This is a genomic window from Arthrobacter sp. ES3-54, from assembly GCF_029504395.1.
In the GTDB taxonomy this organism is placed as follows: Bacteria; Actinomycetota; Actinomycetes; order Actinomycetales; family Micrococcaceae; genus Arthrobacter.
Genome location: NZ_JAQFIF010000001.1, coordinates 385,168 through 410,708, shown reverse-complemented (window position 1 = coordinate 410,708; position 25,541 = coordinate 385,168). Strand labels below are relative to the sequence as shown.

24 protein-coding genes are annotated in these 25,541 nt (G+C 65.6%); 1 reads left to right on the top strand and 23 read right to left on the bottom strand.

Features of this window, described 5'->3' with window-relative positions:
* Nucleotides 1–55 precede the first annotated feature (55 nt).
* The 13 genes from M2428_RS01970 to M2428_RS01910 all read right to left on the bottom strand — a co-directional run bounded on the left by M2428_RS01970 (nucleotide 56) and on the right by M2428_RS01910 (nucleotide 11,156).
* Nucleotides 56–1,420 (bottom strand): alpha/beta hydrolase-fold protein, encoded by a 1,365-nt coding sequence (locus M2428_RS01970; protein ID WP_277523120.1) that lies wholly within the window; start codon nucleotides 1,418–1,420, stop codon nucleotides 56–58.
* Nucleotides 1,421–1,425: 5 nt separating this feature from the next.
* Complete coding sequence (locus tag M2428_RS01965) at nucleotides 1,426–1,857, bottom strand: DUF2550 domain-containing protein (RefSeq protein WP_277523118.1); 432 nt, start codon at nucleotides 1,855–1,857, stop codon at nucleotides 1,426–1,428.
* A gap of 10 nt (nucleotides 1,858–1,867) precedes the next feature.
* Complete coding sequence (locus M2428_RS01960; RefSeq protein WP_090581408.1) at nucleotides 1,868–2,152, bottom strand: F0F1 ATP synthase subunit epsilon; 285 nt, start codon at nucleotides 2,150–2,152, stop codon at nucleotides 1,868–1,870.
* Nucleotide 2,153: 1 nt separating this feature from the next.
* The gene (gene atpD / locus M2428_RS01955; RefSeq protein ID WP_277523115.1) at nucleotides 2,154–3,608 is read right to left on the bottom strand and encodes a F0F1 ATP synthase subunit beta; all 1,455 of its coding nucleotides are present in this window, start codon (nucleotides 3,606–3,608) and stop codon (nucleotides 2,154–2,156) included.
* Nucleotides 3,609–3,691: 83 nt separating this feature from the next.
* Complete coding sequence (locus tag M2428_RS01950) at nucleotides 3,692–4,585, bottom strand: F0F1 ATP synthase subunit gamma (RefSeq protein WP_277523113.1); 894 nt, start codon at nucleotides 4,583–4,585, stop codon at nucleotides 3,692–3,694.
* 76 nt (nucleotides 4,586–4,661) lie between these two features.
* Complete coding sequence (atpA, locus tag M2428_RS01945) at nucleotides 4,662–6,299, bottom strand: F0F1 ATP synthase subunit alpha (protein ID WP_277523579.1); 1,638 nt, start codon at nucleotides 6,297–6,299, stop codon at nucleotides 4,662–4,664.
* Nucleotides 6,300–6,382: 83 nt separating this feature from the next.
* Complete coding sequence (locus tag M2428_RS01940; RefSeq protein ID WP_277523111.1) at nucleotides 6,383–7,210, bottom strand: F0F1 ATP synthase subunit delta; 828 nt, start codon at nucleotides 7,208–7,210, stop codon at nucleotides 6,383–6,385.
* On the bottom strand, nucleotides 7,210–7,761 hold the full coding sequence (locus M2428_RS01935; protein ID WP_277523109.1) for a F0F1 ATP synthase subunit B: 552 nt from the start codon (nucleotides 7,759–7,761) through the stop codon (nucleotides 7,210–7,212). The genes M2428_RS01940 and M2428_RS01935 overlap by 1 nt, the downstream gene beginning before the upstream one ends.
* Before the next feature lie 48 nt (nucleotides 7,762–7,809).
* Nucleotides 7,810–8,028: an ATP synthase F0 subunit C gene (atpE, locus tag M2428_RS01930; RefSeq protein WP_003804776.1), complete on the bottom strand. Its 219-nt coding sequence runs from the start codon at nucleotides 8,026–8,028 to the stop codon at nucleotides 7,810–7,812.
* Between the two features lie 140 nt (nucleotides 8,029–8,168).
* Nucleotides 8,169–8,969: a F0F1 ATP synthase subunit A gene (gene atpB / locus M2428_RS01925; RefSeq protein ID WP_277523074.1), complete on the bottom strand. Its 801-nt coding sequence runs from the start codon at nucleotides 8,967–8,969 to the stop codon at nucleotides 8,169–8,171.
* A gap of 91 nt (nucleotides 8,970–9,060) precedes the next feature.
* Nucleotides 9,061–9,411 (bottom strand): hypothetical protein, encoded by a 351-nt coding sequence (locus M2428_RS01920; protein WP_277523072.1) that lies wholly within the window; start codon nucleotides 9,409–9,411, stop codon nucleotides 9,061–9,063.
* Nucleotides 9,404–9,889 carry a hypothetical protein gene (locus M2428_RS01915; RefSeq protein WP_277523070.1) on the bottom strand — a complete coding sequence of 162 codons (486 nt, stop codon included), beginning with the start codon at nucleotides 9,887–9,889 and terminating at the stop codon, nucleotides 9,404–9,406. The genes M2428_RS01920 and M2428_RS01915 overlap by 8 nt, the downstream gene beginning before the upstream one ends.
* A 142-nt stretch (nucleotides 9,890–10,031) precedes the next feature.
* Complete coding sequence (locus M2428_RS01910; protein ID WP_277523069.1) at nucleotides 10,032–11,156, bottom strand: MraY family glycosyltransferase; 1,125 nt, start codon at nucleotides 11,154–11,156, stop codon at nucleotides 10,032–10,034.
* A gap of 305 nt (nucleotides 11,157–11,461) precedes the next feature.
* Between M2428_RS01910 and M2428_RS01905 the strand changes: the two genes are divergently transcribed.
* The gene (locus tag M2428_RS01905) at nucleotides 11,462–12,358 is read left to right on the top strand and encodes a glycosyltransferase (protein WP_277523067.1); all 897 of its coding nucleotides are present in this window, start codon (nucleotides 11,462–11,464) and stop codon (nucleotides 12,356–12,358) included.
* A gap of 29 nt (nucleotides 12,359–12,387) precedes the next feature.
* Here the strand turns inward: M2428_RS01905 and M2428_RS01900 are convergent, their stop codons facing one another.
* The 10 genes from M2428_RS01900 to argS form a co-directional block, all read right to left on the bottom strand.
* On the bottom strand, nucleotides 12,388–13,155 hold the full coding sequence (locus M2428_RS01900; RefSeq protein WP_277523065.1) for a WecB/TagA/CpsF family glycosyltransferase: 768 nt from the start codon (nucleotides 13,153–13,155) through the stop codon (nucleotides 12,388–12,390).
* On the bottom strand, nucleotides 13,152–13,910 hold the full coding sequence (locus tag M2428_RS01895; protein ID WP_277523064.1) for an L-threonylcarbamoyladenylate synthase: 759 nt from the start codon (nucleotides 13,908–13,910) through the stop codon (nucleotides 13,152–13,154). The genes M2428_RS01900 and M2428_RS01895 overlap by 4 nt, the downstream gene beginning before the upstream one ends.
* 15 nt (nucleotides 13,911–13,925) lie before the next feature.
* Entirely contained in the window at nucleotides 13,926–14,873 is a 948-nt protein-coding gene (prmC, locus tag M2428_RS01890; RefSeq protein WP_277523062.1) for a peptide chain release factor N(5)-glutamine methyltransferase, read from the bottom strand.
* 16 nt (nucleotides 14,874–14,889) lie between these two features.
* Nucleotides 14,890–15,963 (bottom strand): peptide chain release factor 1, encoded by a 1,074-nt coding sequence (gene prfA, locus M2428_RS01885; RefSeq protein ID WP_277523060.1) that lies wholly within the window; start codon nucleotides 15,961–15,963, stop codon nucleotides 14,890–14,892.
* A 329-nt stretch (nucleotides 15,964–16,292) separates the two neighbouring features.
* Nucleotides 16,293–18,443: a transcription termination factor Rho gene (gene rho / locus M2428_RS01880; protein WP_277523059.1), complete on the bottom strand. Its 2,151-nt coding sequence runs from the start codon at nucleotides 18,441–18,443 to the stop codon at nucleotides 16,293–16,295.
* A 321-nt stretch (nucleotides 18,444–18,764) separates the two neighbouring features.
* Entirely contained in the window at nucleotides 18,765–19,751 is a 987-nt protein-coding gene (gene thrB, locus M2428_RS01875) for a homoserine kinase (RefSeq protein ID WP_277523057.1), read from the bottom strand.
* Nucleotides 19,752–19,753: 2 nt separating this feature from the next.
* Entirely contained in the window at nucleotides 19,754–20,860 is a 1,107-nt protein-coding gene (gene thrC, locus M2428_RS01870) for a threonine synthase (RefSeq protein WP_277523055.1), read from the bottom strand.
* Nucleotides 20,861–22,177, bottom strand: coding sequence for a homoserine dehydrogenase (locus tag M2428_RS01865; protein WP_277523054.1), 1,317 nt, complete (start codon nucleotides 22,175–22,177; stop codon nucleotides 20,861–20,863). It abuts the gene before it with no gap.
* Nucleotides 22,178–23,734 (bottom strand): diaminopimelate decarboxylase, encoded by a 1,557-nt coding sequence (lysA, locus tag M2428_RS01860; protein WP_277523053.1) that lies wholly within the window; start codon nucleotides 23,732–23,734, stop codon nucleotides 22,178–22,180.
* Between the two features lie 5 nt (nucleotides 23,735–23,739).
* Nucleotides 23,740–25,404, bottom strand: coding sequence for an arginine--tRNA ligase (gene argS, locus M2428_RS01855; RefSeq protein WP_277523051.1), 1,665 nt, complete (start codon nucleotides 25,402–25,404; stop codon nucleotides 23,740–23,742).
* Nucleotides 25,405–25,541: the final 137 nt, after the last annotated feature.

The following is a 25,541-nucleotide window of genomic DNA, read 5'->3' as shown; positions in this document are numbered from 1 at the left end:
CGGGGCGGGTCCCCGCGCCCGGCCGCGGTCCGCGTGGCGCCGGTGTTGGCCCGGCTCATGGGATGATCCCCCAGCGCCGGGCCAGGAAGTCCAGGCCGCCGGGCAGGCCGTTGGATGCCGTATCCCAGGAGTGCCCCGCGTTGGCAATCCGGTGTGTTTCGACCGTGAACCCGGCACGGCGTGCCGCCTCGGAGAGTACGTCCATGTGGCTGATGAATTCCGGGTCATGGTCCCCGGCGGCGAAGTACACGCCTTGGCCGTCGAAGCGGTTTTCCGCCATGACGCGGAGCGGGGTCAGCCGGTCGAAGGCCGCGACGTCGGCGCCGAAGGATGCTTCGACAGTCTTGGCGCGCTCCTTTGCGATGGCCGGCTCATTCTCGCTTGAGAAGGCCAGCGCTGCGCTGTAGACGTCGGGATGCCTCGTCACCATCTGCATGGCGCACGTGCCGCCGAACGAGAATCCGCCCACGGCCCACTGCCCCGGGTTAGGGTCGACGTCGAGCGTGCGGTTGATCCAGTCCGGCACGTCGCGCGCCAGGAAGGTGTCCACCTGGGCGATCCGGCTGTCCAGACACAGCGTGTTTCCGGACACTGAGCCGTTGGGATCGACCACCACCACCACAGGCGCCACCCCGTCGTGCTGCGCGGCAAACCCGTCCAGCCGGCTCCGGAGCGCGCCGCCGGTCAGCCAGTCGGCCGGGCTGCCGGGCTGGCCCGAAAAGAGGACCAGCACCGGCAGCGCGGGCCGCGGAGAACTCTGGTAGGCCGGCGGGAGGTAGACGTAGGCGTCCCGGCTCTGGAAGCCGGAGACCGTGCCGGGGATGATCGCTTTGCGGATCACGCCGTCGGGAAGCTCGGCGGGTGCCTGCCAGTGGGCGAGCCCGGTGGCGGCAGGGCCGCCGGCCATGCGCGTCAGGCCGGCCTCGAGCGGCTGGATCCGGGCCACTGCCGTTCCGGTGAGATCGGCTACGGTGTGGTTCAGGCCGAAGTAGATGTTGATCTGGACGGCGGAAAGCGCGAAGACGGCCAGGAACGCGGCCGTGGCTGCGGCGCTTGAGCGCCAACGTTTGGGGCGGCTGCGGCCGCGGCCCCAGAGACCGAACAGGCGCATGAGCCACAGGAGCAGGGCGGCGACGGCGGCAAGGGACCAGGCGAGGTTCTCGCCTGGCAGTTCGGCGGGGAAGACCGTGATCACGTAGATCAGGAACCAGTGCACGGCCGCGACGAGAGCGGCGGCGAGCAGCGTCACGGCAGCCACAACGACCGCCGCACTGGCCAGGCGGCGCCGTCCGGTGTACCGAAAAGCCGTGTGCCGAAGGCCGGCGTGCCAGAGGAGGTAGGCCAGGCCCGCGGCGCCGGCGGCCCATGCAAGCCACACCACCGGGCCGTCGACCAGGCGGAGGCCGTCAAGGTAGTCCACCGGGGCTAGCGCCAGGTGCCGACGCCGATGACGGGTCCGGCCTCAAGCCAGGACGACAACCCCGTGTAGGCATCGAAGCGCATCGCGAGAAGGACCGGCTGCCCCTCGTAGCGGAGCTCCACGATCACAGCGTCGGGCTGGACCTTGAGGAGCTCGGATTCGGTAGGCTTGCGCCGGCCAAGCAGCTCCAGCGAGCTGCGCCGGAAGGTGTGCTTGGGACGGACGCTGAGTGAGACCAGGCGGAACCACTCGAGGTCGTTGTCCTGATAACGACAAACCCCCATCTGCCAGCTTTTTCCAGCCGTGCAGATGGAGGCGTCCACCGTGCCGAGGGCGCGCCGCAGATTGAAGCGGCGCACCCCCATGAGGCACAGTGCAAATACCAGCAACGCAAACGCAGTTGCCAGGACGATGAACGGCAAACCAATACTGTTCATCAAGGTCGTGCTAGCGGATCCCCGCAGTAGCCGCTTCGCCCATTTGGGCGTTGTCAGCAACAATGACCACTCTGTTGTTGTCAACGGAGAAGAATCCCCCGTCGACGGCTACCGAGATGCGGTCACCGGATACCGGCTCGATTGCCAGCTCACCTTCGGCCAGAATCGCCAGCAGGGGCGAGTGGCCGGGCAGGATTCCGATTTCACCATCGCTGGTGCGGGCCTTGACCATCTTGGCCGCTCCGGACCACACGAAGTGATCCGCTGCGACAATCTCAACCTCAAGCTCAGCCATATTACTTGGTCTGTTCCTGGATCTTGGCCCACTGGCGCTCGACGTCGTCCAGGCCGCCGACGTTGAAGAACGCCTGCTCTGCAACGTGGTCAAGATCGCCGTCGCAGATCGCGGTGAAGCCTTCAACAGTGTCCTTGATGGTCACAGTGGAGCCCTCGACGCCGGTGAACTGCTTGGCGGTGTAGGTGTTCTGCGAGAGGAACTGCTGGATGCGGCGTGCACGCGACACGACGATCTTGTCTTCTTCAGAGAGTTCGTCAACGCCGAGGATGGCGATGATGTCCTGAAGTTCCTTGTTCTTCTGCAGGATCTGCTTGACGCGGACAGCCGTGTTGTAGTGGGCCTGTCCGATGTACTGCGGATCCAGGATGCGGGAGGTCGACGTCAGCGGGTCAACGGCCGGGTACAGACCACGGGAGGCGATTTCACGGGAGAGTTCCGTGGTCGCGTCGAGGTGTGCGAAGGTCGTGGCCGGAGCCGGGTCGGTGTAGTCATCTGCGGGAACGTAGATGGCCTGCATCGAGGTGATGGAGTGGCCCTTGGTGGACGTGATGCGCTCCTGGAGGAGTCCCATCTCGTCAGCCAGGTTGGGCTGGTAGCCCACGGCCGACGGCATGCGGCCGAGGAGGGTGGAAACCTCGGAGCCTGCCTGGGTGAAGCGGAAGATGTTGTCGATGAAGAGCAGCACGTCCTGGTTCTGCACATCGCGGAAGTACTCCGCCATGGTCAGGGCGGACAGCGCCACGCGCAGACGCGTTCCCGGCGGCTCATCCATCTGGCCGAACACAAGGGCGGTGTCCTTGAGGACGCCGGCCTCTTCCATTTCGACCCAGAGGTCGTTGCCCTCACGGGTACGCTCGCCGACACCGGCGAACACCGAGGTGCCACCGAAGTTGCGGGCAACACGGGTGATCATTTCCTGGATCAACACGGTCTTGCCGACGCCGGCACCACCGAACAGACCGATCTTGCCACCCTTGATGTACGGGGTGAGGAGGTCGATCACCTTGATGCCGGTCTCCAGCATCTCGGTGGAGCCTTCCAGGGTCGCGAAGGCCGGAGCCTTGCGGTGGATCGGCCAGTAATCGGAAGCCTGGATCTCGGACTCGTCGACGTCCAGAGGCTTGCCCAACACGTTGAAGATGTGACCCTTGACGCCGTCGCCCACGGGCACGGTGATGGGGCCGCCGGTGTCCACAACGTTGGTACCGCGGACAAGTCCGTCGGTGGCCTGGAGGGAGATGGCGCGGATGAGGTTGTCACCCAGGTGCAGGGCAACCTCGAACGTGACGGTTCGGGTCTCACCGTTGAGAGTGATCTCGGTGGTGAGTGCGTTGTAAATCGAGGGGATTGCGTCAGCCGGGAATTCGACGTCGACAACCGGGCCAATAACACGTGCAATACGGCCGGTAGCACCGGACGTTGCGGCTACGTGTTGGGTAGCAGTGGCAGTCATCTCTCTCACTTCACTCAGTAGATGGCGTGGGGTTAAGTTTATTCTTTTTGGTGCAGGTACAGCTGGATCCGGGCTCGTGCTGGCTAGGACGCGGACAACGCGTCGGCACCGGCAACGATCTCGGAAAGCTCCTGCGTAATTTCAGCCTGGCGGGCAGTGTTGCGCAGACGCGTGTACTTCTTGATGAGATCCGTCGCGTTGTCGCCGGCGGACTTCATCGCGCGCTGGCGGGCTGCGAGCTCGGAAGCTGCTGCCTGCAACATTGCGGCGAAGATACGTGACTCGATGTAGCGCGGCAGCAGGGCATCGAGAACCTGCTCCGTTTCCGGCTCGAATTCGTAGAGGGGAAGCAGGTCCGATTCGGACGCGGCTTTCTCTTCGACAACCTCGAGCGGCAGCAGACGAACGACCGTCGGCTCCTGGGTCACCATCGACTTGAAGCGGGTGTAGACGACGTGGATTTCGTCGACGCCGCCCTCTTCGTAGGCGGTAGCGAAATCAGCCAGCAATGCTTCGCTGACTTCCCGCGCGGTCGCAAACTCCGGCGCGTCCGTGTTGCCGGTCCATACGCGACCATATTCACGGTTCCGGAAGTCGAAGTACGCCTGCGCCTTGCGGCCGACCAGGAACGTCTTGACTTCCTTGCCTTCCGCGTGGAGCAGCTCATTGAGGCCTTCGGCCTGCTTGAGGATGCTCGCCGAGTAAGACCCCGCGAGGCCACGGTCCGACGTGATGACCAGGACGGCGGCCCGGCGGATCTGCGCCGGCTCGGTGACCAGGGGGTGGTCGATTTCGCTCTGGCTTGCGACAGCAGAAACGGCACGCGTGATCGCGTTCGCGTAAGGCAGTGAAGCTGCTACGCGTGCGCGGGCCTTGCCGATGCGCGAGGTAGCGATCAGTTCCATCGCCTTGAAGATCTTGCGCATCGACGTCGTCGAGCTGATCTTCTGGCGGTAGACCCGGATCTGGGCTCCCATACTTATCCTTTCCTAAGATCCCGATGGCCGGGACTGCCGAAACCCGTGCGGGTCCCGGCAGTCCCTGCCAGCGAAACTAGCGCTTCTGCTTGACGATTTTTTCCTGGTCGACCTGATCCTCGCCGATGGGGGCGTGCTCCTCGTGCCCCGCACCGACCAGGAGGTTGTCTCCCTCGCCGAAGAAGCCCTTCTTGAAGTCCACGATTGCGGTCTTCAGTGCTTCAGCGGTGTCATCGTCCATGACGTTGGTCTGGGCCAGCGTCGTCAGGATGGAGGACTTGTGCTTGAGGTGCTCCAGGAACTCGGTCTCGAAGCGGTTGATGTCTTCAACCGGAACCTCGTCGAGGTGGCCGTTGGTGCCGGCCCAAATGGAGACAACCTGGTTCTCGATCGGGAACGGCGAGTACTGGCCCTGCTTGAGCAGTTCCATCAGGCGTGCACCACGGGTCAGCTGCTGGCGCGATGCGGCGTCGAGGTCCGAGGCAAACATGGCGAAGGCCTGCATGTCGCGGTACTGGGCCAGTTCCAGCTTCAAGGTACCGGAGACCTTCTTCATGGACTTGACCTGGGCGGCGCCACCAACACGGGAGACGGACACGCCGACGTCCACAGCGGGGCGCTGGTTGGCGTTGAAGAGGTCCGACTGCAGGAAGATCTGGCCATCGGTGATGGAGATCACGTTGGTCGGGATGTAGGCGGACACGTCGTTCGCCTTGGTCTCGATCAGCGGCAGACCGGTCATCGAGCCTGCACCGAGCTCGTCGGAGAGCTTGGCACAACGCTCCAGCAGACGGGAGTGCAAGTAGAAGACGTCGCCCGGGTAGGCTTCGCGTCCCGGCGGGCGGCGGAGAAGCAGTGACACTGCACGGTAGGCCTCGGCCTGCTTGGACAGGTCATCAAACACGATGAGGACGTGCTTGCCGCCGTACATCCAGTGCTGGCCGATAGCCGAGCCGGCGTACGGTGCCAGGTACTTGAAGCCTGCGGGGTCGGACGCGGGGGAAGCCACGATCGTGGTGTATTCCAGTGCGCCGTTGTCCTCCAGGGTCTGGCGGACAGCCGCGATCGTGGATGCCTTCTGGCCGATGGCTACATAGATGCAGCGCACCTGCTTGGTGACATCGCCCGAAGCCCAGTTGGCCTTCTGGTTGATGATCGTGTCGATGGCAATGGCGGACTTGCCGGTCTGGCGGTCACCGATGATCAGCTGACGCTGGCCGCGGCCGATCGGGATCATGGCGTCGATAGCCTTGAGTCCGGTCTGCATCGGCTCGTGAACCGACTTACGCTGGGTCACGCCGGGTGCCTGAAGTTCCAGCGCACGGGTGGTCTCGGCCTTGATCTCGCCGAGGTCATCGATGGGCTGGCCCAGCGGGTCAACCACGCGGCCGAGGAAGGCGTCGCCAACCGGCACGGACAGAACCTGTCCGGTGCGGTGGACTTCCTGGCCCTCTTCGATTCCGGTGAAGTCACCGAGGATGATGACGCCGATCTCGCGGACGTCGAGGTTCTGGGCCAGGCCCAGCGTGCCGTCTTCGAAGCGAAGCAGCTCGTTCGCCATGACCGAGGGAAGGCCCTCAACACGGGCGATGCCGTCACCTGCGGTTGTTACACGGCCGACCTCTACGCGCTCTGCGTTTCCGGGTTCGTAGGACGCCGCGAACTCGTTCAACGCATTACGGACGTCGTCGGCGTTGATGGTCAATTCGGCCATCTGCAGTCCCTGCTCTCCTGTTTTCGTGATCATCGTTGCTCACGATGACCGGGGTTTCTTGTCGTTAGGTTGTGCTTGTCCGGCTAGCCGGCAAGCTGACGCTGGAGCTGGCCCAGGCGGCCGGCAACCGAAGCGTCAACCACTTCGTCACCTACCTGGATCCGGATGCCACCGATCAATGCCGGGTCAACCTTCATGTTGATCTTGAGCTCGCGCCCGTAAAGGGCGTTCAGCCCGGTCTGCAAGCGGCTGGTCTGCGTCTCCGTCAGCGGACGGGTGACGTTGACCGTCGCAATCCAGCGCTGCTGGCGCTTGGCGGCAAGCTCGGCGAAACGGCGAACCAGCTTGGTGACCTTGAGCCCGCGCGGAGCCGTGACGGCCTGTCCGATCAGGACTTTCGCTTCCTCGCTCGCACCGGGTACGAGCTTTTCGGCGAGGGTCACCTTGGCGGCCGGGCTGGCCTGCGGCTCGGACAGAGCACGCTGAACCTCGTGGCTGGACTCAACGGCCTGGTTGAAGGAGAACAGATCGTTCTCCAGCGATTCCAGTCCGGTGAGCCCGGAGGCAGAGACGGCCGACTTGTTCTCGGCAACAGCAATGACTACCGAAGCGGCAAGAGTCTCGAGTGCATCGCCGATATCCCGTGCGGATGCCCAGCGGGAGCCGGCCAGTCCGGCAGCGATCTCAACAGCATCAGCGGATACTTTCCCGCCGAAGAGCCGCTTGACCAGCGCCGACTTTTCGTCACCGCTGCGGGACGGGTCAGTCAGGGCGCGGCGCAAGCCGGCCGAACTGTCCACCGTTCCCAGGATTCCGAAGAGCTCCTTTGCCAACTGCAGCGATGCGGAGGGAAGCTTGGCTTCCAAGGCCGCCAGCGCAGCGGCCAGCGATTCGCTCGATACACCTGCCATTACTTAGCTACACCCGCGTTCTGGTTCTCCAGATCTGCCAGGAAGCGGTCCACCACTCGGGCCGACCGTGCATCGTCGCTCAGTGCCTCGCCGACGATGCGGCTCGCCAGCGTCGTGGCCAGCGTGCCGACCTCCGCGCGGAGCGACACAACGGCCGCCTGGCGCTCGGATTCGATCTGCGTGTGGGCCTGTGCGGTGATGCGGGCAGACTCGGCAGCCGCCTTCTCCTTCAGCTCTGCAAGGATCTGGGCACCTTCGGCGCGTGCTTCCTCACGGATGCGGTTGGCTTCAGTGCGGGCTTCCGTGAGCTGCTGCTTGTACTCTTCGAGTGCTGCGGAGGCCTCGGCCTGGGCCTTTTCGGCCTTGGCGATGCCACCCTCGATGGCCTCGGCCCGCTCCGCGAAGGTCTTCTCGAACATCGGGACAACGTACTTGACCACGATGTACATGAGGACAGCAAAGCCGGCAAAGACTACAAGCATCTCCCAAGGATTGGGAACGAGGGGGTTAGTACCGCCTTCGGTGGCGGCTGAGATGATCGTTTGATTCATATTTCACCCGTCCTTATCTACTCGGTTCTGGATGTTCGGTTGTTCTGTTTACTTGAGAACGAACGCGAAGACCAGGCCAAGGATGGCGAGGGCTTCAGTCAGCGCGAGGCCGAGGAATGCGATCGGCTGCAGGACGCGCTGGGCTTCCGGCTGACGTGCCACACCGTTGATGTAAGCGGCGAACACGAGACCCACACCGATACCACCGCCGATGGCGGAGAGGCCGTAGCCGATGAGGTTGAGGGAGCCGTTGATGGAGCCTTCCATTTTTCTTCCTTTCAAGATGCCACCCATGTGGCAGGTTGTTTGGGTTGCTTCATCCCCGTGAGGGGAAGTTTATGTGGTGCCGACTGGCGTTGTGCCGACTTGCGTGGCGCCTGCTGGCGTTGTGCCTGCTGGCGCTGTGCCTAGTGGCTGTCGGCGTGCAGCGCGCCTTCGATGTAGATCGCGGTAAGCAGCGTGAATACGTAGGCCTGCAGCACCATGATCAGCGCTTCGAGCATGTACATGGCGATGGCGCCGCCCAGGACGAGTACGGACGCGCCCTTGAGGAAGACGTTTTCCTGCATTACCAGGAATTCAATGCCCGCACCGGAGATCATGATGATCAAGTGGCCGGCCAGCATGGTGGCGAACAGACGGAGGCTGTGCGTGACCGGGCGGACCAGGAAGTTGGAGATGATCTCAATCGGAACGACGATCGGGAGAATGTAGAACGGCACACCAGACGGAACCGTGGCCAGCTTGAAGTACTTCAGGCCGCTCTTCCTGACGCCGACGGCGATCCAGGTGATGTACACGATCGCGGCGAGCACGTAGGCCCCGCCGACGTGCGAGAAGGTCGGAAGCTGGATCAGCGGGATTGCACCGTAGATGTTGTTCACGAGGATGAAGAAGAAGAGGGTGAACAGCAGCGGGACATACTTCATGAAGTCCCTGCCACCGATGATGTCCTTGGCGATGCTGTTGCGGACGAAGCTATAGGCGGCCTCGCCTGCGAACTGCAGCTTGCCGGGAACGAGCTGCTGCTTCCGCGCAGCGATCACAAAGAATGTACCGATAATGACAACCGATAGGATTACCAGCAGCATCTGCTTGGAAAATCCATCGGCCGCACCCCAGGGGATGATAGCCGGCAGGTGAAGTTCTTCAATTCCAGGAGGCGTGAAGGTTCCTGAATCTTGGGCCGGGAGCGCAAGCGCGATCAACGCGTTTCCTCTCTGCAGTGTCCATCATTGGGCGTTGGGCGGGGACCGGCGACATTGGTGCCCGCCTCTCCCCCTGTGAAATTATTTGGCATTACTGTTCCTCGTCCTTGGACGGGCCACGTGCAGCATTGCCGTCATCAGTTGAAATGCTGTTACTGGTGAGGCCGTGCATATGAGAAAGATAGAACCCTCCCGCAGCTCCAAGCAGAGCGCCTGCGAGCACAATCCAGCGGGTTCCCCACAGATTATCCAGTCCCCACCCTATCAAACTCCAGACGAGGATTCCGCCAACAATGTAGCTGAAGACGGCGATCCCGGCGTTGTATCCGCCGTCGCTGCCATCCGTCGATACACCGGGGGCACCGGCTGTAGTTTTAGGTGTTTTGGCTGGCTTGTTAATTGGTCCGGTAAGTGGCCTGCGGCCAGTTTTGCGGCTAAACATCGGTGCCGTCTTTTCGGGTTTCGGGGTCGTTGTAAATCTGGAGCCTCGCCTTGCTGAAACCGTAAATTTCAGCTGCCTGCCAGAACACCACGGTCACGACGGCGCCGATCAGGAACCAGCGGCCGTGCAGCCAGGCCGGAGCGCCGATGACGAAGAGGACCACGGCAAAGCCGACAACCTTGACGAAGTACGTCGCGACGAACAGTCCGATTGCTCCGGAGGGGTTGTTGCGGCCGACGAAGTGGCCCACCGCCAGGCTGATGGCGAAGAACGCCATTACCAGCGCTCCCCCGAAGAGGGAGGACCAGAGCCCCACGGGGCCGTTGAAGATGAAGGCAGCAATGCCGGTCAGCACCAGGGCGGCGGCGGAGGCTGCGGAGCTCATGGCCAGCAGTCTGAGCCAGAGGGATTTCGTGGGGCCAGAGACGCCAACGGGTCCGTTGCCGGAAGCGGGTCCCGGTTCGGCGTTGGAGGTCATGAGATCCCAATCGTCGCTGGCGTAATGCTGGTCAAGGTGGGCGGCGAAGTACCGCCCCTGAATTCTACATTAGATAGAAATTATTCGGTAAAGCGCGTCGGAACAGGTTCCTCCGGCATGCCGGGCGGGCTACTTCTTGAGGCTACTCGGGGGTGCGGGCCATCTGCCGCGGCCCCCGCTGACGCAGGTATGGCCACGCTGTCACCACGGCCATGATTGCCGCGGCGGCCAGATCGACGGCGAGGACGATATGCCAGGGGAAGATCGCGAAGGCCAGCCCGCCAAAGGCAAGGATGCAGGTCCACAGGTACATCAGCACGACGGCGCCGCGGTGCGAGTATCCGATGTCCAGGAGCTTATGGTGCAGGTGCCCGCGGTCCGCCGACCACGGCGAACGGCCCAGCGCGGTCCGGCGCACAACCGCCAGGCACAGGTCCAGCAGCGGCAGGAACAGTACTGCGAACGGCAGCAGGATAGGGATGACGGTGGGAATGCCGTTGGCCCGGTCGTAGAGGCCGGAGCTGATCTGGCCGGTGGAGACGACGCCGGCCGAGGCCATCAGCAGGCCGATCAGCATGGCCCCGGAATCGCCCATGAAGATCTTCGAGGGAAACCAGTTGTGCGGCAGGAAGCCAACGCAGCTGCCGACCACGATGGCGGTCAGGAGCGTAGCCAGGTCCGAGCGGTCCAGCAGGATGGCTGTCCGGTGGACCCAGTAGGCCGTGAGAAAGAACGCCGCTCCCCCGATGATCGCCACGCCAGCGGCGAGGCCGTCGAGCCCATCAATGAAGTTGAACGCATTCATCGTGGTCACGATCAGCCCGGCGGTCAGCACAATGCTTACGGCCTCATTCTGAATCACGAACGGCTCCGGGACGAACGGGATAACCGTCATCCGGACACCCCAAGTGGCCACGACCAGCGCGGCGGCGCTTTGGCCGATCAGCTTGACCCACCACCGAAGATCCAGCAGATCGTCCGCCACGCCGACAAGCACGATCACGGCGGCCCCGGCCAGGATTCCCCACGGCGCCGTGTTGTTCCGGAAGATGTCCTTGACGAAGAACGAATTGCTCGCCATGACCAATGCCACCAGGACTCCCGCGAAGATGCCCAGGCCGCCGAGCCGGGAGATCGGGGTGGAATGCATGTCGCGGCTGCGGATCGGGGAATACAACTCCATCTTGTTGCCCACAAGCCGGGCACCCCAGGTCGCCGAGTACGTCACGATCGCTGCTGTCAGCATCATGAGCAGGTACATGATCACGGGAAGACCACCAACCAAGTACCGTCAGTGCCGTCAGCGCTGGCAACACACGCCGGCACGTTCCGCAGCAGCGGAGGCACCGGTGAGCTGCGGAAATGGGGTGGATTTAATTGCCGTGGAACTGTCTTTCGAAAAATGAAACTTCTCCGTCGCCGTGCTCAGGGCAGGCAGTGCGTAGTGCCTGACAGGGCTGTATTACAGTGGACTCTAGTCAAGATACTAATGCCAACGGCCACCTGTCTTCGCGTCACACGGCCCTCCGCCGGCGGGAAATTCACTGACGGTCGTGCTGAAAGGACCCCGCGATGACCCCCTCGGTTGCAGTCGCTGCCGTGACGTTTAACCGTCCCCGGGAGCTGGCGGTCCTGATGGACGCCATCAACAACCAGACCGCTCCCGTGCGGTCCATTTGCCTCGTCGACAGCGGCACTGAGCCCTCGAAGGATGTTGCTGAGCGGCACGCCAACGTGGACTATGTCCGGTCCGAGGCGAACCTCGGCGGCGCCGGCGGATTCTCGCTGGCCATCCTCAAGGCCGTGGCCAGCGGAGCTGACTGGATCTGGATGATGGACGACGACGCCGAGCCGGCAGATCCCGAATGCCTTGCCACGCTGCTGCGCGAGGCGGAGGAACGCGGCCTGGACGCTGTGGTCCCGCTCGTGGTGGCCCCGGGCCATCCCGACCAGCTGTCCTTTTTCTTCCGGCTCAACGGCAAGGTCACGCATGAGCGTGCGGAGGTGGAAAAGGTCGGGTTCCTGCCCGACAACGGACACTTCTTCAACGGCGCCCTGATCCGCTCCGATGTCTTCTTCAAGGTCGGCCTGCCGGACATGCGCCTGTTCATCCGCGGCGACGAGGTGGACTTCACCCTGAGGCTCCGGAAGGCCGGGATCCGGTTCGGCACGGTCACCACCGCTGCCATCACGCACCCGCACGCCTTCGCCGAAACCAAGCACGTCTTCGGGGCGCGGTGGCACGTGATCGTTCCGGATTCCGCCTTCAAGCGCTACTTCTACTACCGGAACCGCGGCTACATGATCCGCCGGCATTTCCGGGTGAAGTCGTTCATCGCGGATGTGGGCGGCTACCTCGGCTACTTCCTGCGCAGCGGCGACTTCCGCGGGCTCGCTGACTGGTTCCGCGCCTTTTCCGCCGGACTCCGCGGCAAGGGCTTCGGTCCGCTGGAGGACCAGAAGTTCTAACCGTCCGCGCCCCCGGTGCTGGGGTTGCCCTAGGGCTGGCGGCGCAGCCGGCGGCGGAGCAGCAGCCCCAGCAGCACCCAGGGCTCGCCGAACACCCGGTAGGCCACCCGCTGCGGGTGGAGCATGAGCCGCCAGGCCCACTCGAGCCCGAGCCGCCCGATCCAGCGCGGCGCCAGCTTCTGCACACCGGCAATCTGTTCGATGGCGCCGCCGACGGCGCAGTAGATGGCCGGCGGGAGCACGGCAAGCCGGCGCGCCAGGACCTGTTCCTGCAGCGGCATTCCGAGGCCCAGGAGCACAAGCTGCGGGCGTAGCCGGTTAAGCCATTCGACCGCGGTTTCCTCAACGTCCTCGTTCCAGCCTTCGCCCGGCATGCCGTCAATCCGTGCCCCGGGGACGATTTCCAGCAGCCTGGCCACGGCGCCGGCGTTGGCCACGGCACCTGCGCCGATGACTGCAATACGCTCCAGGCCCGCTACATTGCCCAGCGCGGGAATCCAGTCGGTCGACCCAAGCCGGTAGTCCATCACCGGTGCCCGGCCGTCATCCTCTTCGCCGGTCTTGGCCCAGAGCCAGAGCACCGGCGCGCCGTCGATCAGCACCACGTCGCTGCGCTCGTAGAAGGACCGAAAGGCCGGATCGGAGTGCAGCAGCGTCACGCTGTGCAGGTTGTGCCCCACCATGATCCGGGTCCGGCCCTCGGCCACGTACCTGCTGAGGACGGCGGTCAGCTCGGACACCGTCACGGGGGTCGCATCGACGTCGAGGAACGGGACGGGCTGGCGCTCCAGCGTCATGCGGTGCCGGGCTCAGGCGCAGCGGGTTCAGGCGCAGCGTCTTCGTCCGGGGCAGCATCGCCGTCCGAGGCAGCATCCACGGCGTCGGGGGCATTGCCGTCGACGTCCAGCAGGCCGGGAACCACGCCGCGCAGGCGCTCGAGGCTGATGGCCCCCTGTCGGACGACGCGCAACGGCAGGGCCGTCGCGTCGACGATGGTCGAGGCGAGGGCCTCGGCACCCTCGGCGGGCCGGGGTCCGCCCTCAAGGTAGACCTCCACGGATTCCGCCAGCTGGGCCTCGGCGTCCGCGGCGGTCTGAGCCGCTGCGTGCCCGGTGCGGTTCGCGGAGGACACGGCAAGGGGCCCAGTGAGCGTCAGCAAGTCCTGGGCGATCTCGTCGGCCGGGATCCGCAGGGCCACAGTCCCCTTGGTCTCGCCGAGGTCCCAGTCCAGTGACGGCTGGGCATGCAGGATCAGGGTCAGGCCGCCGGGCCAGAACGCCTCGGCCAGCCGCCGAGCCTCGGCCGGAACATCCGTGGCGAGACCGTCGAGGGCGTTCAGCCTGGGAATCAGCACGGGCGGAGGCATCTTCCGGCTCCGGCCCTTGGACGCGAGCAGCAGGGTCACGGCGAGCGGTGAAAAGGCGTCGGCGGCAATGCCGTAGACCGTGTCCGTGGGGAAGACCACGCACTTGCTCTCCCGGATGGCCCGTTGGGCATGTTCAAGTCCTGCGGCGCGCTGCTCTGCTGCCGTGCAATCGTAGCTAGTCGTCACTGGCCTATTCTTTCATCACTTGTGACACGATTTTTTCGACGGCGTCAGGGCCGGCAGTGTTTGTCCTGGCGATGTCAGCTCTGACTGTGTCAGTTCTGACTGTGTCAGCACGGCGCTGGTGGCACGGTCCTTGCCGTTGAGGTCGCGGTGCGTGGTCACCTCGGAGAACACCCCGGCGCGGTTGAGCATCGCGGCGATCCATTCCGACTGGACTTCGGCGTGCTCCATCACGAAGTAGCCGCCGGGGGCCAGCAGCCGGGCAGCCGAGGCAGCCGCCGCCGTCGGAAGTTCCATCCCGTCCGCTCCCCCGCCGTAGAGCGCCTCGGGCGGGTCGTGCAGCGCCACTTCGGGTTCGTTCGGGATCGCTTCGGCGGGAATGTAAGGCGGGTTGGAGACGACGACGTCGAAGGTGCCGTTGTGTTCGCCCAGCGCGTCGCGCAGATCGCCGCGGATGAGGTGGACGCCCAGGGGAGCCAGGTTTTTCGCCGCCCAGGCGTGCGCGAATTCGCTGTACTCCACCGCATGGACTTCCGCGCCGGGAACCTCGTGCGCGATCGATCCTGCGATCGCGCCGGATCCGGTGCCCAGGTCCACCACCTTGGGGTGCGCCAACCCGCCCCTGCCCTTGAGCCAGTCCAGCACCAGCTGCACCACGGATTCGGTTTCCGGCCGCGGGATAAACACGCCGGGACCGACGGCAAGTTCGAGGTAGCGGAAGTGCGCCACGCCTGTGATGTGCTGCAGCGGGATCCGTTGTGCCCGCTCGGCAACGAGGTCGGCATAGCCCTCCGGCGCCGGCGAGTCGCCGAGCATCAGGGCGCGCAGCCGGCCGAGCCCGACGCCAAGCAGGTGCTCGGCCAGGAGCTCGGCATCCACGCGCGGGCTGGGCACGCCGGCCGCCGCGAGAACCGCCGTCGCCTCGCTGACGGCCTCCGCGAGGCTCGGACCATCGCCTGCTGTCATCACCAGTGACCCGTGCCTATTCGCCGATGGCGTCGAGCCGGGACTGCTCGTCCAGTTCGATGGCCGACTGGATCACCGGTTCCAGGTCGCCGTTCATGACCTGGTCCAGGTTGTAGGCCTTGTAACCGGTGCGGTGGTCCGCGATCCGGTTTTCCGGATAGTTGTAGGTGCGGATGCGCTCGGAGCGGTCCATGGTGCGGATCTGCGACTTGCGCTGCGCCGAGTTCTCGGCATCGATCAGCTCCTGCTGGTGTGCCAGGATGCGGGCACGCAGCACGCGCATGCCGGCCTCACGGTTCTGCAGCTGCGACTTCTCGTTCTGCATCGCGACGACGATTCCCGTGGGAAGGTGGGTGATGCGCACAGCGGAGTCGGTGGTGTTGACCGACTGCCCGCCGGGGCCTGAGGAGCGGTAAACGTCGATCTTGAGATCGTTCTGGTTGATCTCGAGTTCCTCGGGCTCGTCCACCTCGGGCAGCACCAGGACGCCGGCGGCCGAAGTGTGGATGCGGCCCTGGGATTCGGTGACAGGGACACGCTGCACCCGGTGCACGCCGCCCTCGAACTTGAGGCGGGCGTACACGCCCTCGGCCGGGTCGTTCGAGTTGCCCTTGACGGCCATCTGGACGTCCTTGTAACCGCCAAGGTCCGATTCGGTGGCGGAGATGATCTCGGTCTTCCAGCCGCGGGATTCCGCGTAACGGCTGTACATCCGCAGGAGGTCCGCGGCGAACAGGGCAGCCTCGTCGCCGCCCTCGCCGCCCTTGACCTCAAGGATCACGTTGCGGGCATCGTCCGGGTCGCGCGGGATCAGCAGCCGGCGCAGCTTGGCGGCCGCCGTCTCCAGCGCAGCCTCCAGCTCGGGTACCTCCGCCGCGAACTCGGGGTCCTCGTCCGCCATTTCCTTGGCAGCCGCCAGGTCATCGCTGATGGCTTCCCAGCGGTGGTAAGCCTCCACGATGCCGTTCAGCTGAGCAGAACGCCGCCCCAACTTACGGGCCAGCCGCTGGTCAGCATAAACAGCAGGATCGCCCAGCTGCGCCTGGATAGAGTCGTGCTCATCCAACAGGCCCTGTACGGACTCAAACATTTTCAAACCTCTTTCGACTCTCTCAAGTCTAGTAACGCGACAGCGAAGGTGGGCAAACAGCGAAGCCGTTCGGTTTTCTGCCGCCCAGAGGGCGGCATCGGACCCGCCGGCGTAGCAGCGCATGCGCCGCGCGGGTTTTCCGCCCCGGGAGTGCGATCGATGACTCCCAACCTTCGCAAGCTCAGGTAGGGGCCCTCGTCATCGTTCTTGCGGGCCTGCCAGAGCGTGGAGGCGCCGATCCGTCAGGATCGAGCCTCCACGCGAAGGGGCGGGGGCGGACAACCCGCGCGGCGAACCACGCGAGGAATCCGCTCCCCGCCCCTACTTAGCTACTTGTCGTTATCGGACTTCGCACCAAGCGTCGTCTTCTGCACCTGCATGAGGAACTCGACGTTGCTTTGGGTCTCCCGGATCTTGTTGGTCAGCAGCTCAAGGCTCTGCTGCGTTTCGAGTCCGGACAGGACGCGGCGCAGCTTCCACATGATCTTGACTTCCTCGGGGGAAAGCAGGTTTTCCTCACGGCGGGTACCGGACGCGTTGACGTCCACTGCCGGGAAGATGCGCTTGTCCGCGAGCTGGCGGGACAGGCGAAGTTCCATGTTGCCGGTGCCCTTGAACTCTTCGAAAATGACCTCGTCCATCTTGGAACCGGTCTCGACGAGCGCGGTGGCCAGGATGGTCAGCGAGCCGCCGTTTTCGATGTTGCGGGCTGCACCGAAGAAGCGTTTCGGCGGGTACAGCGCGGCGGAGTCCACACCACCGGACAGGATGCGGCCGGAAGCCGGTGCTGCCAGGTTGTAGGCACGGCCCAGGCGGGTCATGGAGTCCAGGAGCACCACAACGTCCATGCCCATTTCCACGAGGCGCTTGGCGCGTTCGATGGAGAGCTCGGCCACGGTGGTGTGGTCGTCGGCGGGACGGTCGAAGGTGGAGGCAATGACCTCGCCCTTGACGGTGCGCTGCATGTCCGTGACTTCTTCGGGGCGTTCGTCAACAAGCACCATCATGAGGTGGACCTCAGGATTGTTGGTGGTGATGGCGTTGGCGATGGACTGCAAGATGAGCGTCTTGCCGGCCTTCGGCGGCGAAACGATCAGGCCGCGCTGGCCCTTGCCGATCGGGGCCACGAGGTCGATGACGCGGGGGCCGATCTTCTTCGGGTCCGTCTCGAGGCGCAGGCGCTCGGAGGGGTACAGCGGGACGAGCTTCGCGAATTCGACGCGGTCCTTGAGTTCTTCCGGCGTCTTGCCGTTCACCGAGGTGACGCGGACCAGGGCGTTGAACTTCTGGCGGGCGGACTGCTGGCTGCGGTCCTCGCCTTCGCGGGGTGCACGGATGGCACCGACGCAGGCGTCGCCCTTGCGCAGGTTGTACTTCTTGACCTGGGCGAGCGAGACGTAGACGTCGTTCGGGCCCGGCAGGTAACCGGAGGTGCGGATGAACGCGTAGTTCTCGAGCACGTCGAGGATACCGGCGACCGGCAGGAGGACATCGTCCTCGGTGACCTCGACGTCGTCGACGTCCGGTCCCTGCTGACGCCCGCGGCGGCGGTCGTTGCGGTCGCGGAAGCGGTCGTTGCGCGAGGAGTTGTCGCGGCTGTCCTGCTGGCCCTGGCGGTCACCGCGGTCGTTGCGGTCACGACGGTTGCGGCGGTTCCGGCGGCTTCCGCCGTCAGAATCATCAGTGTCGCGGGTGTTCTCGCGGCTGCCGGCGGTTTCGTCGCGGCCGCCACGGGTGCGGGTGTCGCGGCGCTGGCCGTCTTCGCTAGGCTCGGCCTGGCGCTGCTCACGCTGTTCGCGCTGCTCAGTGCGCTGCTCACGCTGCTCAGTGCGCTGTTCGCGCTGCTCTGTGCGCTGTTCACGCTGTTCAGTGGCGGGCTGTTCAGCCTGGACCTCGACGGCGTTCTGGCCAGCGGCTTCGGTGCCCTGGGCTGCAGCTTCCCCGCGGCGGCGGTTGCGGGTGCGCGGCTGCCGCGTGCGGTCACCGGATTCCGTACCGGATTCCGCAGTGGCGGATTCCCGGGCACCGGCGTCGGTGGAAACCGCGGGGGCTTCAACCGCGGCGGCGGGTGCCTCAGCGGCGGGCGCCGTGACGACGCCGTCGCTGCCTGCACGGCGGCTGCGGCCGCGGCGGGCGCGGGGGCTTTCCTGGGCGGTGGTTTCCCTTGCCGGGGACTCGTCGTCGGCGGCGGGCGCCGCTGCCGGGGCGGCTGCGCGGGAAACAGTGCCGTTATCGCTCGCCTTTTCGGCAGCGCGGGCCGGAGCCTTGCTTACCGGGGTGCCTGCGCGGTGGGCGGAAATGGCCGTGACCAGATCACCCTTGCGCATGCGGGAACCGCCGGAGATGCCCAGCTGGCTGGCGAGGGCCTGGAGTTGGGCGAGCTTGAGGCCTGCAAGGCCGCTGCTCTTGGCGGGTGCTGCCGTTGATTCGGCAGCAGAAGATGTATCCACAGCCGGAGACAGCTCAGTGGTTTCGGTCACGAAGGATCCTTCCCCCTCGACGGCGTCCAGGCTAAGAGCTGGACGCGGTGATTTGATCTGGGCTGCAGTTCAGATCTGCAGCCGGGATTTTCGGCCTTGCCGGATGGATTTCGGCCAGCAGGGCCGGATACTGCTTCACCATGCACGATCCGAGAAATGAGGAACGGCGGGCTGAGTTTCAGGGGGCAGAACAAATCTGCTGATTCCTGCGTCAGACCGAAAGCAGGTGGCACCGGAAAATATTGCGCAGTGAAAGATGAGAGAGGCTACGTGGCCAACATCGCGGTCTTACAACGGTTACTAAATTTACCGCCTGCGTATTTACCGCCGGTGCACTTCCACTTTAGCACCTTCAACGTCCACGGCCAGCTTCATCACGCGCCAGCCTACTTCCGGCGTGTTGCCCGCGGTGTGGGCGCCGATGAAGTCCACCACCTCACGGGCTTCCGCTTCTCCGTTGGCCAGCACCAGCACGGTGGGTCCGGCGCCGGATACGACGGCGGCGTGCCCAGCCCGGCGCAGCGCACCGATCAGCTCGGCACTGGGCCGCATGGCCTGGGCGCGGTAGCTCTGGTGCAGGTAATCCTCGGTGCCGGGCAGCAGGAACTCCGGGTTGGCGGTCAGGGCATGGATCAGCAGGGCCGCGCGCCCCGAGTTCATGGCCGCGGCATGGTGGCCCACCGATGCCGGCAAGAGCGCCCGGGCGGCCTCAGTGGAGAGTTCGTAGTCCGGCACGGCAACAACTGGGATGACCGAGGCGGCCACGGACGCGCACGTGCTGCTGTACTGGTCACTGTCCTGCCATGACAGCGCCAGTCCGCCGAAAATGGCGGGTGCCACGTTGTCCGGGTGGCCTTCCATTTCGCTCGTGAGCTGCAGGATCCAGTCCCTGCCCCGCCGCGAGGTCTCCGGGACCAAGGCATTCGCGGCGCTGACGGCCGCCACCACGGCCGACGCCGAGGAACCCAGGCCCCGCCCGTGCGGGTTGACGTTGTCCGCCGTGATCCGCAGGCCTTCGTGCCGGAATCCGAGGCGGTGCAGTGCCTCGGTGAGGGCCTTGACCACCAGGTGCGTCGCATCGCGGGGCAGGGACTCGGCACCCTCGCCACTGAGCTCGAATTCAAGTTCACCGCTGGCCAAGGTTTCGACGGTGAGCGTGTCATGCAGCGTGAGCGCCAGGCCAAGGCTGTCGTACCCAGGGCCCAGGTTGGCGCTAGTTGCCGGCACGCGCACGGTGACCAGCTGACCCGCCGGAACGGCCGGCGAGCCGGCAGCTGATTCGGCCGGGACGGTGAGGGTTGTTTCCAACGTTATTTTTCTTCCAGTCCCAGTGCTGCGGCGACGGTGACGACGTCGTTGGAGACCTTGACCGGCTGCACGTCACTGCCGTCCTCGGTGCGCAGGGCCCACTGCGGGTCCTTGAGGCCGTGACCGGTCACGGTGATCACGATCGTCTTGCCGGCCGGTACTTCCCCGGCCGCGTGCTTTTTGATCAGTCCGGCGACGCCGGCAGCGGAGCCGGGCTCCACGAAGACGCCTTCCCGGGCGGAGAGCCAACGGTGTGCGGACAGGATTTCCTCGTCCGTGACGGCCTCGATAACGCCGCCGGATTCATCCCGGGCCGCCACGGCGGTGTCCCAGGAGGCCGGGTTGCCGATCCGGATGGCGGTGGCAATCGTGTCCGGCTCGGTGATCGGGTGGCCGGCCACGAAGGGCGCCGCCCCTGCGGCCTGGAAGCCCCACATAACAGGGGTCTTGGTGGACACGGCAGGCAGCGACCCGGCGGTGGGCGACTCAAATACCGCGGCGTACTCCTTGTAGCCCTTCCAGTACGCGCTGATGTTGCCGGCGTTGCCCACCGGAAGCACGTGGAAGTCCGGGGCGTCGCCGAGCGAATCCACCACTTCGAAGGCACCCGTCTTCTGGCCTTCGATCCGGGCCGGGTTGACGGAGTTGACCAGGAACACCGGGTAGGACTCGCCGAGCTTGCGGGCGATGTCGAGGCAGTCGTCGAAGTTGCCGTCCACCTGGAGCAGGGTGGCTCCGTGCGCGACTGCCTGGCTCAGCTTTCCCATGGAGATCTTGCCCTCGGGAACCAGCACCGCACACTGCAGCCCGGCCGCCGTCGCGTAGGCGGCGGCGGACGCTGAGGTGTTGCCGGTGGAGGCGCAGACCACGGCCTTGGCGCCGGCGGCCACCGCTGCCGTCATGGCCATGGTCATGCCGCGGTCCTTGAAGGAACCGGTCGGGTTCATGCCTTCGACCTTGAGGTACACGGTGCTGCCGGTCAGCTCGGAGAGCTGGCGGGCGTGCACGAGCGGGGTGCCGCCCTCGCCCAGGCTAATGACCTTGGTGGCTTCCGTGACAGGAAGACGATCAGCGTATTCGCGGATGACACCGCGCCATTGGTGAGCCACTTAGACTCCTTCTACCCGGAGTACGGATGTGACGGAATTGATGACGTCCAGGCGCCTGACGGCCTCGACGGTTGCTGCAAGTGCGGCTTCGCGTGCACGGTGAGTCACGATCCGCAGCTCGGCCGACTCCACGTTGGAGTCGGCGTCGCGGTGGATGGTCTGCCGCATGATTTCAATGGACACGCCGTGCTCCGCAAAGAGCTGCGCGATCCGGGCCAGGACGCCGGGCTGGTCCGCGACGTCGAGTCCGATGTAGTAGCTCGTGACGGCCGCGGCGATGGGCAGCGGGGGCACGTGCCCCGTGGTGGTTTCGGTCCGGCCGGGGCCGCCGAGGACAATGCGCCGGGCCGCCGACACGAGGTCGCCCAGCACGGCGGACGCCGTCGGGGTGCCGCCGGCGCCCTGGCCGTAGAACATGAGCTCGCCGGCGTTCTCGGCTTCGATGAAGACGGCGTTGAACGCACCGCGGACGGCGGCGAGGGGGTGTTCGCGGGGCAGCAGCGTGGGGTGGACGCGGACCGAGACGCCGGTTTTGCCGTCCTCGTCATCCAGTTTCTCGGCAATCGCGAGCAGCTTGATGACAAAGCCGGCTTCCTTGGCGGCGGCGATGTCCGCCGCGGTGACCGACGTGATGCCCTCGCACGAGACGTCTTCCAGGGCGAACCGCGTGTGAAAGGACAGCGAAGCAAGGATCGCGGCCTTGGCTGCGGCGTCGTAGCCTTCGATGTCGGCAGTGGGGTCGGCTTCCGCGTAGCCCAGGCGCTGGGCCTCGGCCAGCGCATCGGCGAACTGCGCGCCGGTGGAGTCCATCTGGTCGAGGATGAAGTTGGTGGTGCCGTTGACAATCCCGAGCACCCGGGTGATCCGGTCGCCGGACAGGCTGTCGCGGATGGGCCGCAGGATGGGGATGGCGCCGGCCACCGCTGCCTCGTAGGAGAGCTGCACGCCGGCCTTGTCCGCCTCCTCGTACAGCGTGGGACCGTCCTGGGCCAGGAGCGCCTTGTTGCCGCTGACAACACAGGCACCGTGCCGCATGGCAGTCAGGATCAGGGTCCGGGCCGGCTCAATCCCGCCCATGAGCTCGATGACGACGTCGGCGTCCTTGACAAGGACTTCGGCGTCAGTGGTGAACAGCTCCTGCGGCAGTTCGACGTCGCGCTCGGCATCGAGGTTGCGCACCGCGATGCCCTGCAGCTCCAGCCGGGCGCCCGTGCGCGCGGCGAGGGCCTCGGCGTCGTCAATGAGAATCCGCGCAACCTGGGCCCCAACGTTGCCACAGCCCAGCAGGGCCACTTTCAGGGTTCGCAATTCGGTCATTCAGACTCCCATGTCGCGGTTGAGCAGATCTTCTTCGGTTTCCCCGCGGACAATGAGCCGGGCAGATCCGTCGCTGATAGCGATTACGCCCGGCCGGGCCAGATAGTTGTAGTTGCTTGACAGGGCCCAGCAGTAGGCGCCGGTCCCCGGTACAGCAAGCAGATCACCGGCTGCCACGTCCTCGGGCAGATATACATCTCTAACAACTATGTCGCCGCTCTCGCAATGTTTGCCCACCACTCGGGACAGCTGCGGCGCCGCATCGGAGCTCCGCGAGGCGAGAATCGCCGAATAATCCGCGTCGTACAGCACCGGCCGGGGGTTGTCGCTCATCCCGCCGTCCACCGACACATACCGGCGGGGATACGTAACGTCCTCGCCGGCATTCTCGCCGGTAGAGGCCCCAGCTGTGGTCCCGGAACCGGGGGAATCCACGCGGACGGTCTTGAGCGTGCCGACCTCGTACAGCGTGAACGTGGTGCTTCCGACGATCGCGCGGCCGGGTTCGATCGAAATCCGGGGGGCGGTGATGTCCAGTGCAGCGCACTTGGACCGGACGACGGCGGCCATCGCCTGCGCGATCTCGGCAGCCGGGCGCGGGGTGTCAACGGGGGTGTAGGCGATCCCGTAGCCGCCGCCGAGGTCAAGTTCGGGCAGCACGATGGAGTACTTCGACTGCATCGCTGCAAGGAAGTCCAGCAGCCTCTCCGCGGCGAGGGCGAAGCCGTCCGGTTCGAAGATCTGGGAGCCGATGTGGCAGTGCAGGCCCAGCAGCTCGATGCTCGCGTGCCCGGTCGCCGCGGCCACCGCTTCCTCTGCGGCGGACAGCCCGGCCTGGTCCGTGGAGTCCCCGGCCATGGAGAGCCCAAATTTCTGGTCCTCATGGGCAGTGGCGATGAATTCGTGGGTGTGGGCGTGCACCCCGGGGGTCAGCCGCAGCATCACTCTGGCGGTGTCACCCCGGTTGGCGGCGATCGCGGCGACGCGTTCGAGTTCGTCGAGGCTGTCCACCACGATCCGGCCCAGCTGCATGTCCAGGGCCCGGTGGATTTCGCCGTCGGACTTGTTGTTCCCGTGCAGGGCGACGTCGGCGCCGGGGATGCCGGCCCGGAAAGCGACGGCGAGTTCGCCGCCGGATGCGGTGTCCAGGCGGAGCCCCTCCTCCTCGACCCAGCGGACCACCGAGGTGCACAGGAAGGACTTGCCGGCATAGTAGACGTCCACTCCCCCGCAAATATCGGCGAAGGCATCATTGAACGCGTCGCTGAATGCCCGGGCCCGGGCCCGGAAGTCGGTCTCGCTCAGCACGAACAGTGGCGTGCCGTACTGGCGCTGCAGCTCGCTGACCGTCAGCCCCTCGATGGTGAGCTCGCCGGCGTCGTTCCGCGTGACCCCGCCCGCCCACAGCGGTTCGTGGAGGGCGTTGAGGTCAGCAGGCACCTCGAGCCAGTCCGGCGCGAGCGGTGAGCCCGGATTGCCGGTGTTGCGGGCGTCGGCCGACTGTCCTGTGTTTGCCGGCTGTCCTGTGTTGGCGGGCTGTCCTGATTTTGACGTCATGGCGGTTACATCCGTTCCGGCGCCGAGACGCCCAGCAGTTCCAGACCGTTGGCCAGCACCTGGCTGGTGGCATCGTTCAGCCACAGCCTGGTGCGGTTGGTGTCCGTGATGGGTTCCTCGCCCAAGGGTGCCACGCGGCAGGCGTCGTACCAGCGGTGGTAGGCGCCGGCGATGACTTCGAGGTGGCGGGCCACGCGGTGCGGCTCGCGCAACTCGGCGGCCTTGGCCACGATCGAGGGATAGCTGCCCAGGTGCGAGAGCAGCTCGTTTTCGGTGGGATGCTCCAGCAGGGCGGCATTGAAGCTGTCTTTGCCGTCCACACGGCGCTCGACGCCTGCGGCCACTGCATTGCGGGCGGCACCGCGGGAGCGGGCGTGGGCGTACTGGACGTAGAACACCGGGTTTTCGTTGCTGTGCTTCTTCAGCAGGTCCGGGTCCAGCGTCAGCGGCGAATCGGCCGGGAACCGGGCGAGCGAGTACCGGACGGCGTCCTTGCCGAGCCAGGAGATGAGGTCCTTGAGCTCGATGATGTTGCCGGCGCGCTTGGACAGCTTGGCGCCGTTGACGGAGACCAGCTGGCCGATCAGGACCTCGATGTTGACCTCGGGGTCATCGCCCGCGGCGGCCGCGATGGCCTTGAGCCGGTTGATGTAGCCGTGGTGGTCGGCGCCGAGGAGGTAGATCTTCTCGGTGTAGCCGCGGTCCTTCTTGGACAGGTAGTAGGCGGCGTCGGCAGCGAAGTACGTCGGCTCACCGTTTGCGCGGACCATCACACGGTCCTTGTCATCGCCGAAGTCGGTGGTGCGCAGCCAGACCGCGCCGCCGTCGTCGAAGACATGGCCCTGTGCGCGCAGGCGGGCGACGGCGTCTTCGATTGCGCCGGCGTCGTGGAGCTCCTGTTCGGAGAAGTAGACATCAAAGTCGACACCGAACTCGGCCAGCGTCTGTTTGATGTCGCGCATCTGTGCCTTGTATGCGGCGCCCCGGATCACGGGCAGGGCCGCCACTTCGGTGAGTTCGCGGATGTCCGGGTGCTCGGTGAGCACCTCGTGGCCAAGGTCCGCGATGTACTGGCCCGGGTAGCCGCCCTGGGGCACGTCCCGGCCATGCAGCCGGGCGAACACGGAGTTCGCGAAGACGTTCATCTGGGAGCCGGCGTCGTTGATGTAGTACTCGGCGGTGACGTCGGCGCCGGAGGCCCGGAGGACGCGGGCGATCGCGTCGCCGAGGGCGGCCCAGCGGGTGTGGCCGATGTGCAGCGGGCCGGTGGGGTTGGCCGAGACGAACTCCATGTTGACCACGTGCCCGGCGAGCGCGGTGTTGGTGCCGTAGGCGGCACCTGCCTCGACGATCGCCTTGGCGAGGGTACCGGCGGCAGCAGCGTCCACGGTGATGTTCAGGAAGCCGGGGCCGGCGATGTCCACCGCGGACACGCCGGCGATCGTATTGAGCCGGGCGCTCAGGACGGACGCGAACTCCCGCGGGTTGATGCCTGCCTTCTTGGCCAGCTGGAGGGCGACGTTGGTGGCCCAGTCCCCGTGGTCCCTGTTTTTCGGGCGCTCCACACGCACCTCATCCGGGATGTCGGCTGCGGAAAGGGCGATGTCACCGGCTGAGACAGCGTCCTTCAGGCAGGCGGAAATGGCGAGGGAGAGTTCTTCTGGGGTCACACTTCTAGCCTACCGGTGGGCCCGTGTGTGGCGGAATCTGGTGCCTGGCATGACGGCTGGGGTCAGGCTCCGGGAAAACCCAAGGTGGTCAGTGCCTGGCACCAAGGCTGAACCGTTACCCTGAAATCAACGTCTGC

Coding starts and splice junctions, on each gene's coding strand:
- M2428_RS01965 (WP_277523118.1), bottom strand. CDS start 1,857: ATGAACAGTATTGGTTTGCCGTTCATCGTCCTGGCAACTGCGTTTGCG.
- M2428_RS01960 (WP_090581408.1), bottom strand. CDS start 2,152: ATGGCTGAGCTTGAGGTTGAGATTGTCGCAGCGGATCACTTCGTGTGG.
- atpD (WP_277523115.1), bottom strand. CDS start 3,608: ATGACTGCCACTGCTACCCAACACGTAGCCGCAACGTCCGGTGCTACC.
- M2428_RS01950 (WP_277523113.1), bottom strand. CDS start 4,585: ATGGGAGCCCAGATCCGGGTCTACCGCCAGAAGATCAGCTCGACGACG.
- atpA (WP_277523579.1), bottom strand. CDS start 6,299: ATGGCCGAATTGACCATCAACGCCGACGACGTCCGTAATGCGTTGAAC.
- M2428_RS01940 (WP_277523111.1), bottom strand. CDS start 7,210: ATGGCAGGTGTATCGAGCGAATCGCTGGCCGCTGCGCTGGCGGCCTTG.
- M2428_RS01935 (WP_277523109.1), bottom strand. CDS start 7,761: ATGAATCAAACGATCATCTCAGCCGCCACCGAAGGCGGTACTAACCCC.
- atpE (WP_003804776.1), bottom strand. CDS start 8,028: ATGGAAGGCTCCATCAACGGCTCCCTCAACCTCATCGGCTACGGCCTC.
- M2428_RS01920 (WP_277523072.1), bottom strand. CDS start 9,411: ATGTTTAGCCGCAAAACTGGCCGCAGGCCACTTACCGGACCAATTAAC.
- M2428_RS01915 (WP_277523070.1), bottom strand. CDS start 9,889: ATGACCTCCAACGCCGAACCGGGACCCGCTTCCGGCAACGGACCCGTT.
- M2428_RS01905 (WP_277523067.1), top strand. CDS start 11,462: ATGACCCCCTCGGTTGCAGTCGCTGCCGTGACGTTTAACCGTCCCCGG.
- M2428_RS01900 (WP_277523065.1), bottom strand. CDS start 13,155: ATGACGCTGGAGCGCCAGCCCGTCCCGTTCCTCGACGTCGATGCGACC.
- prmC (WP_277523062.1), bottom strand. CDS start 14,873: ATGACAGCAGGCGATGGTCCGAGCCTCGCGGAGGCCGTCAGCGAGGCG.
- prfA (WP_277523060.1), bottom strand. CDS start 15,963: ATGTTTGAGTCCGTACAGGGCCTGTTGGATGAGCACGACTCTATCCAG.
- M2428_RS01865 (WP_277523054.1), bottom strand. CDS start 22,177: ATGACCGAATTGCGAACCCTGAAAGTGGCCCTGCTGGGCTGTGGCAAC.
- lysA (WP_277523053.1), bottom strand. CDS start 23,734: ATGACGTCAAAATCAGGACAGCCCGCCAACACAGGACAGCCGGCAAAC.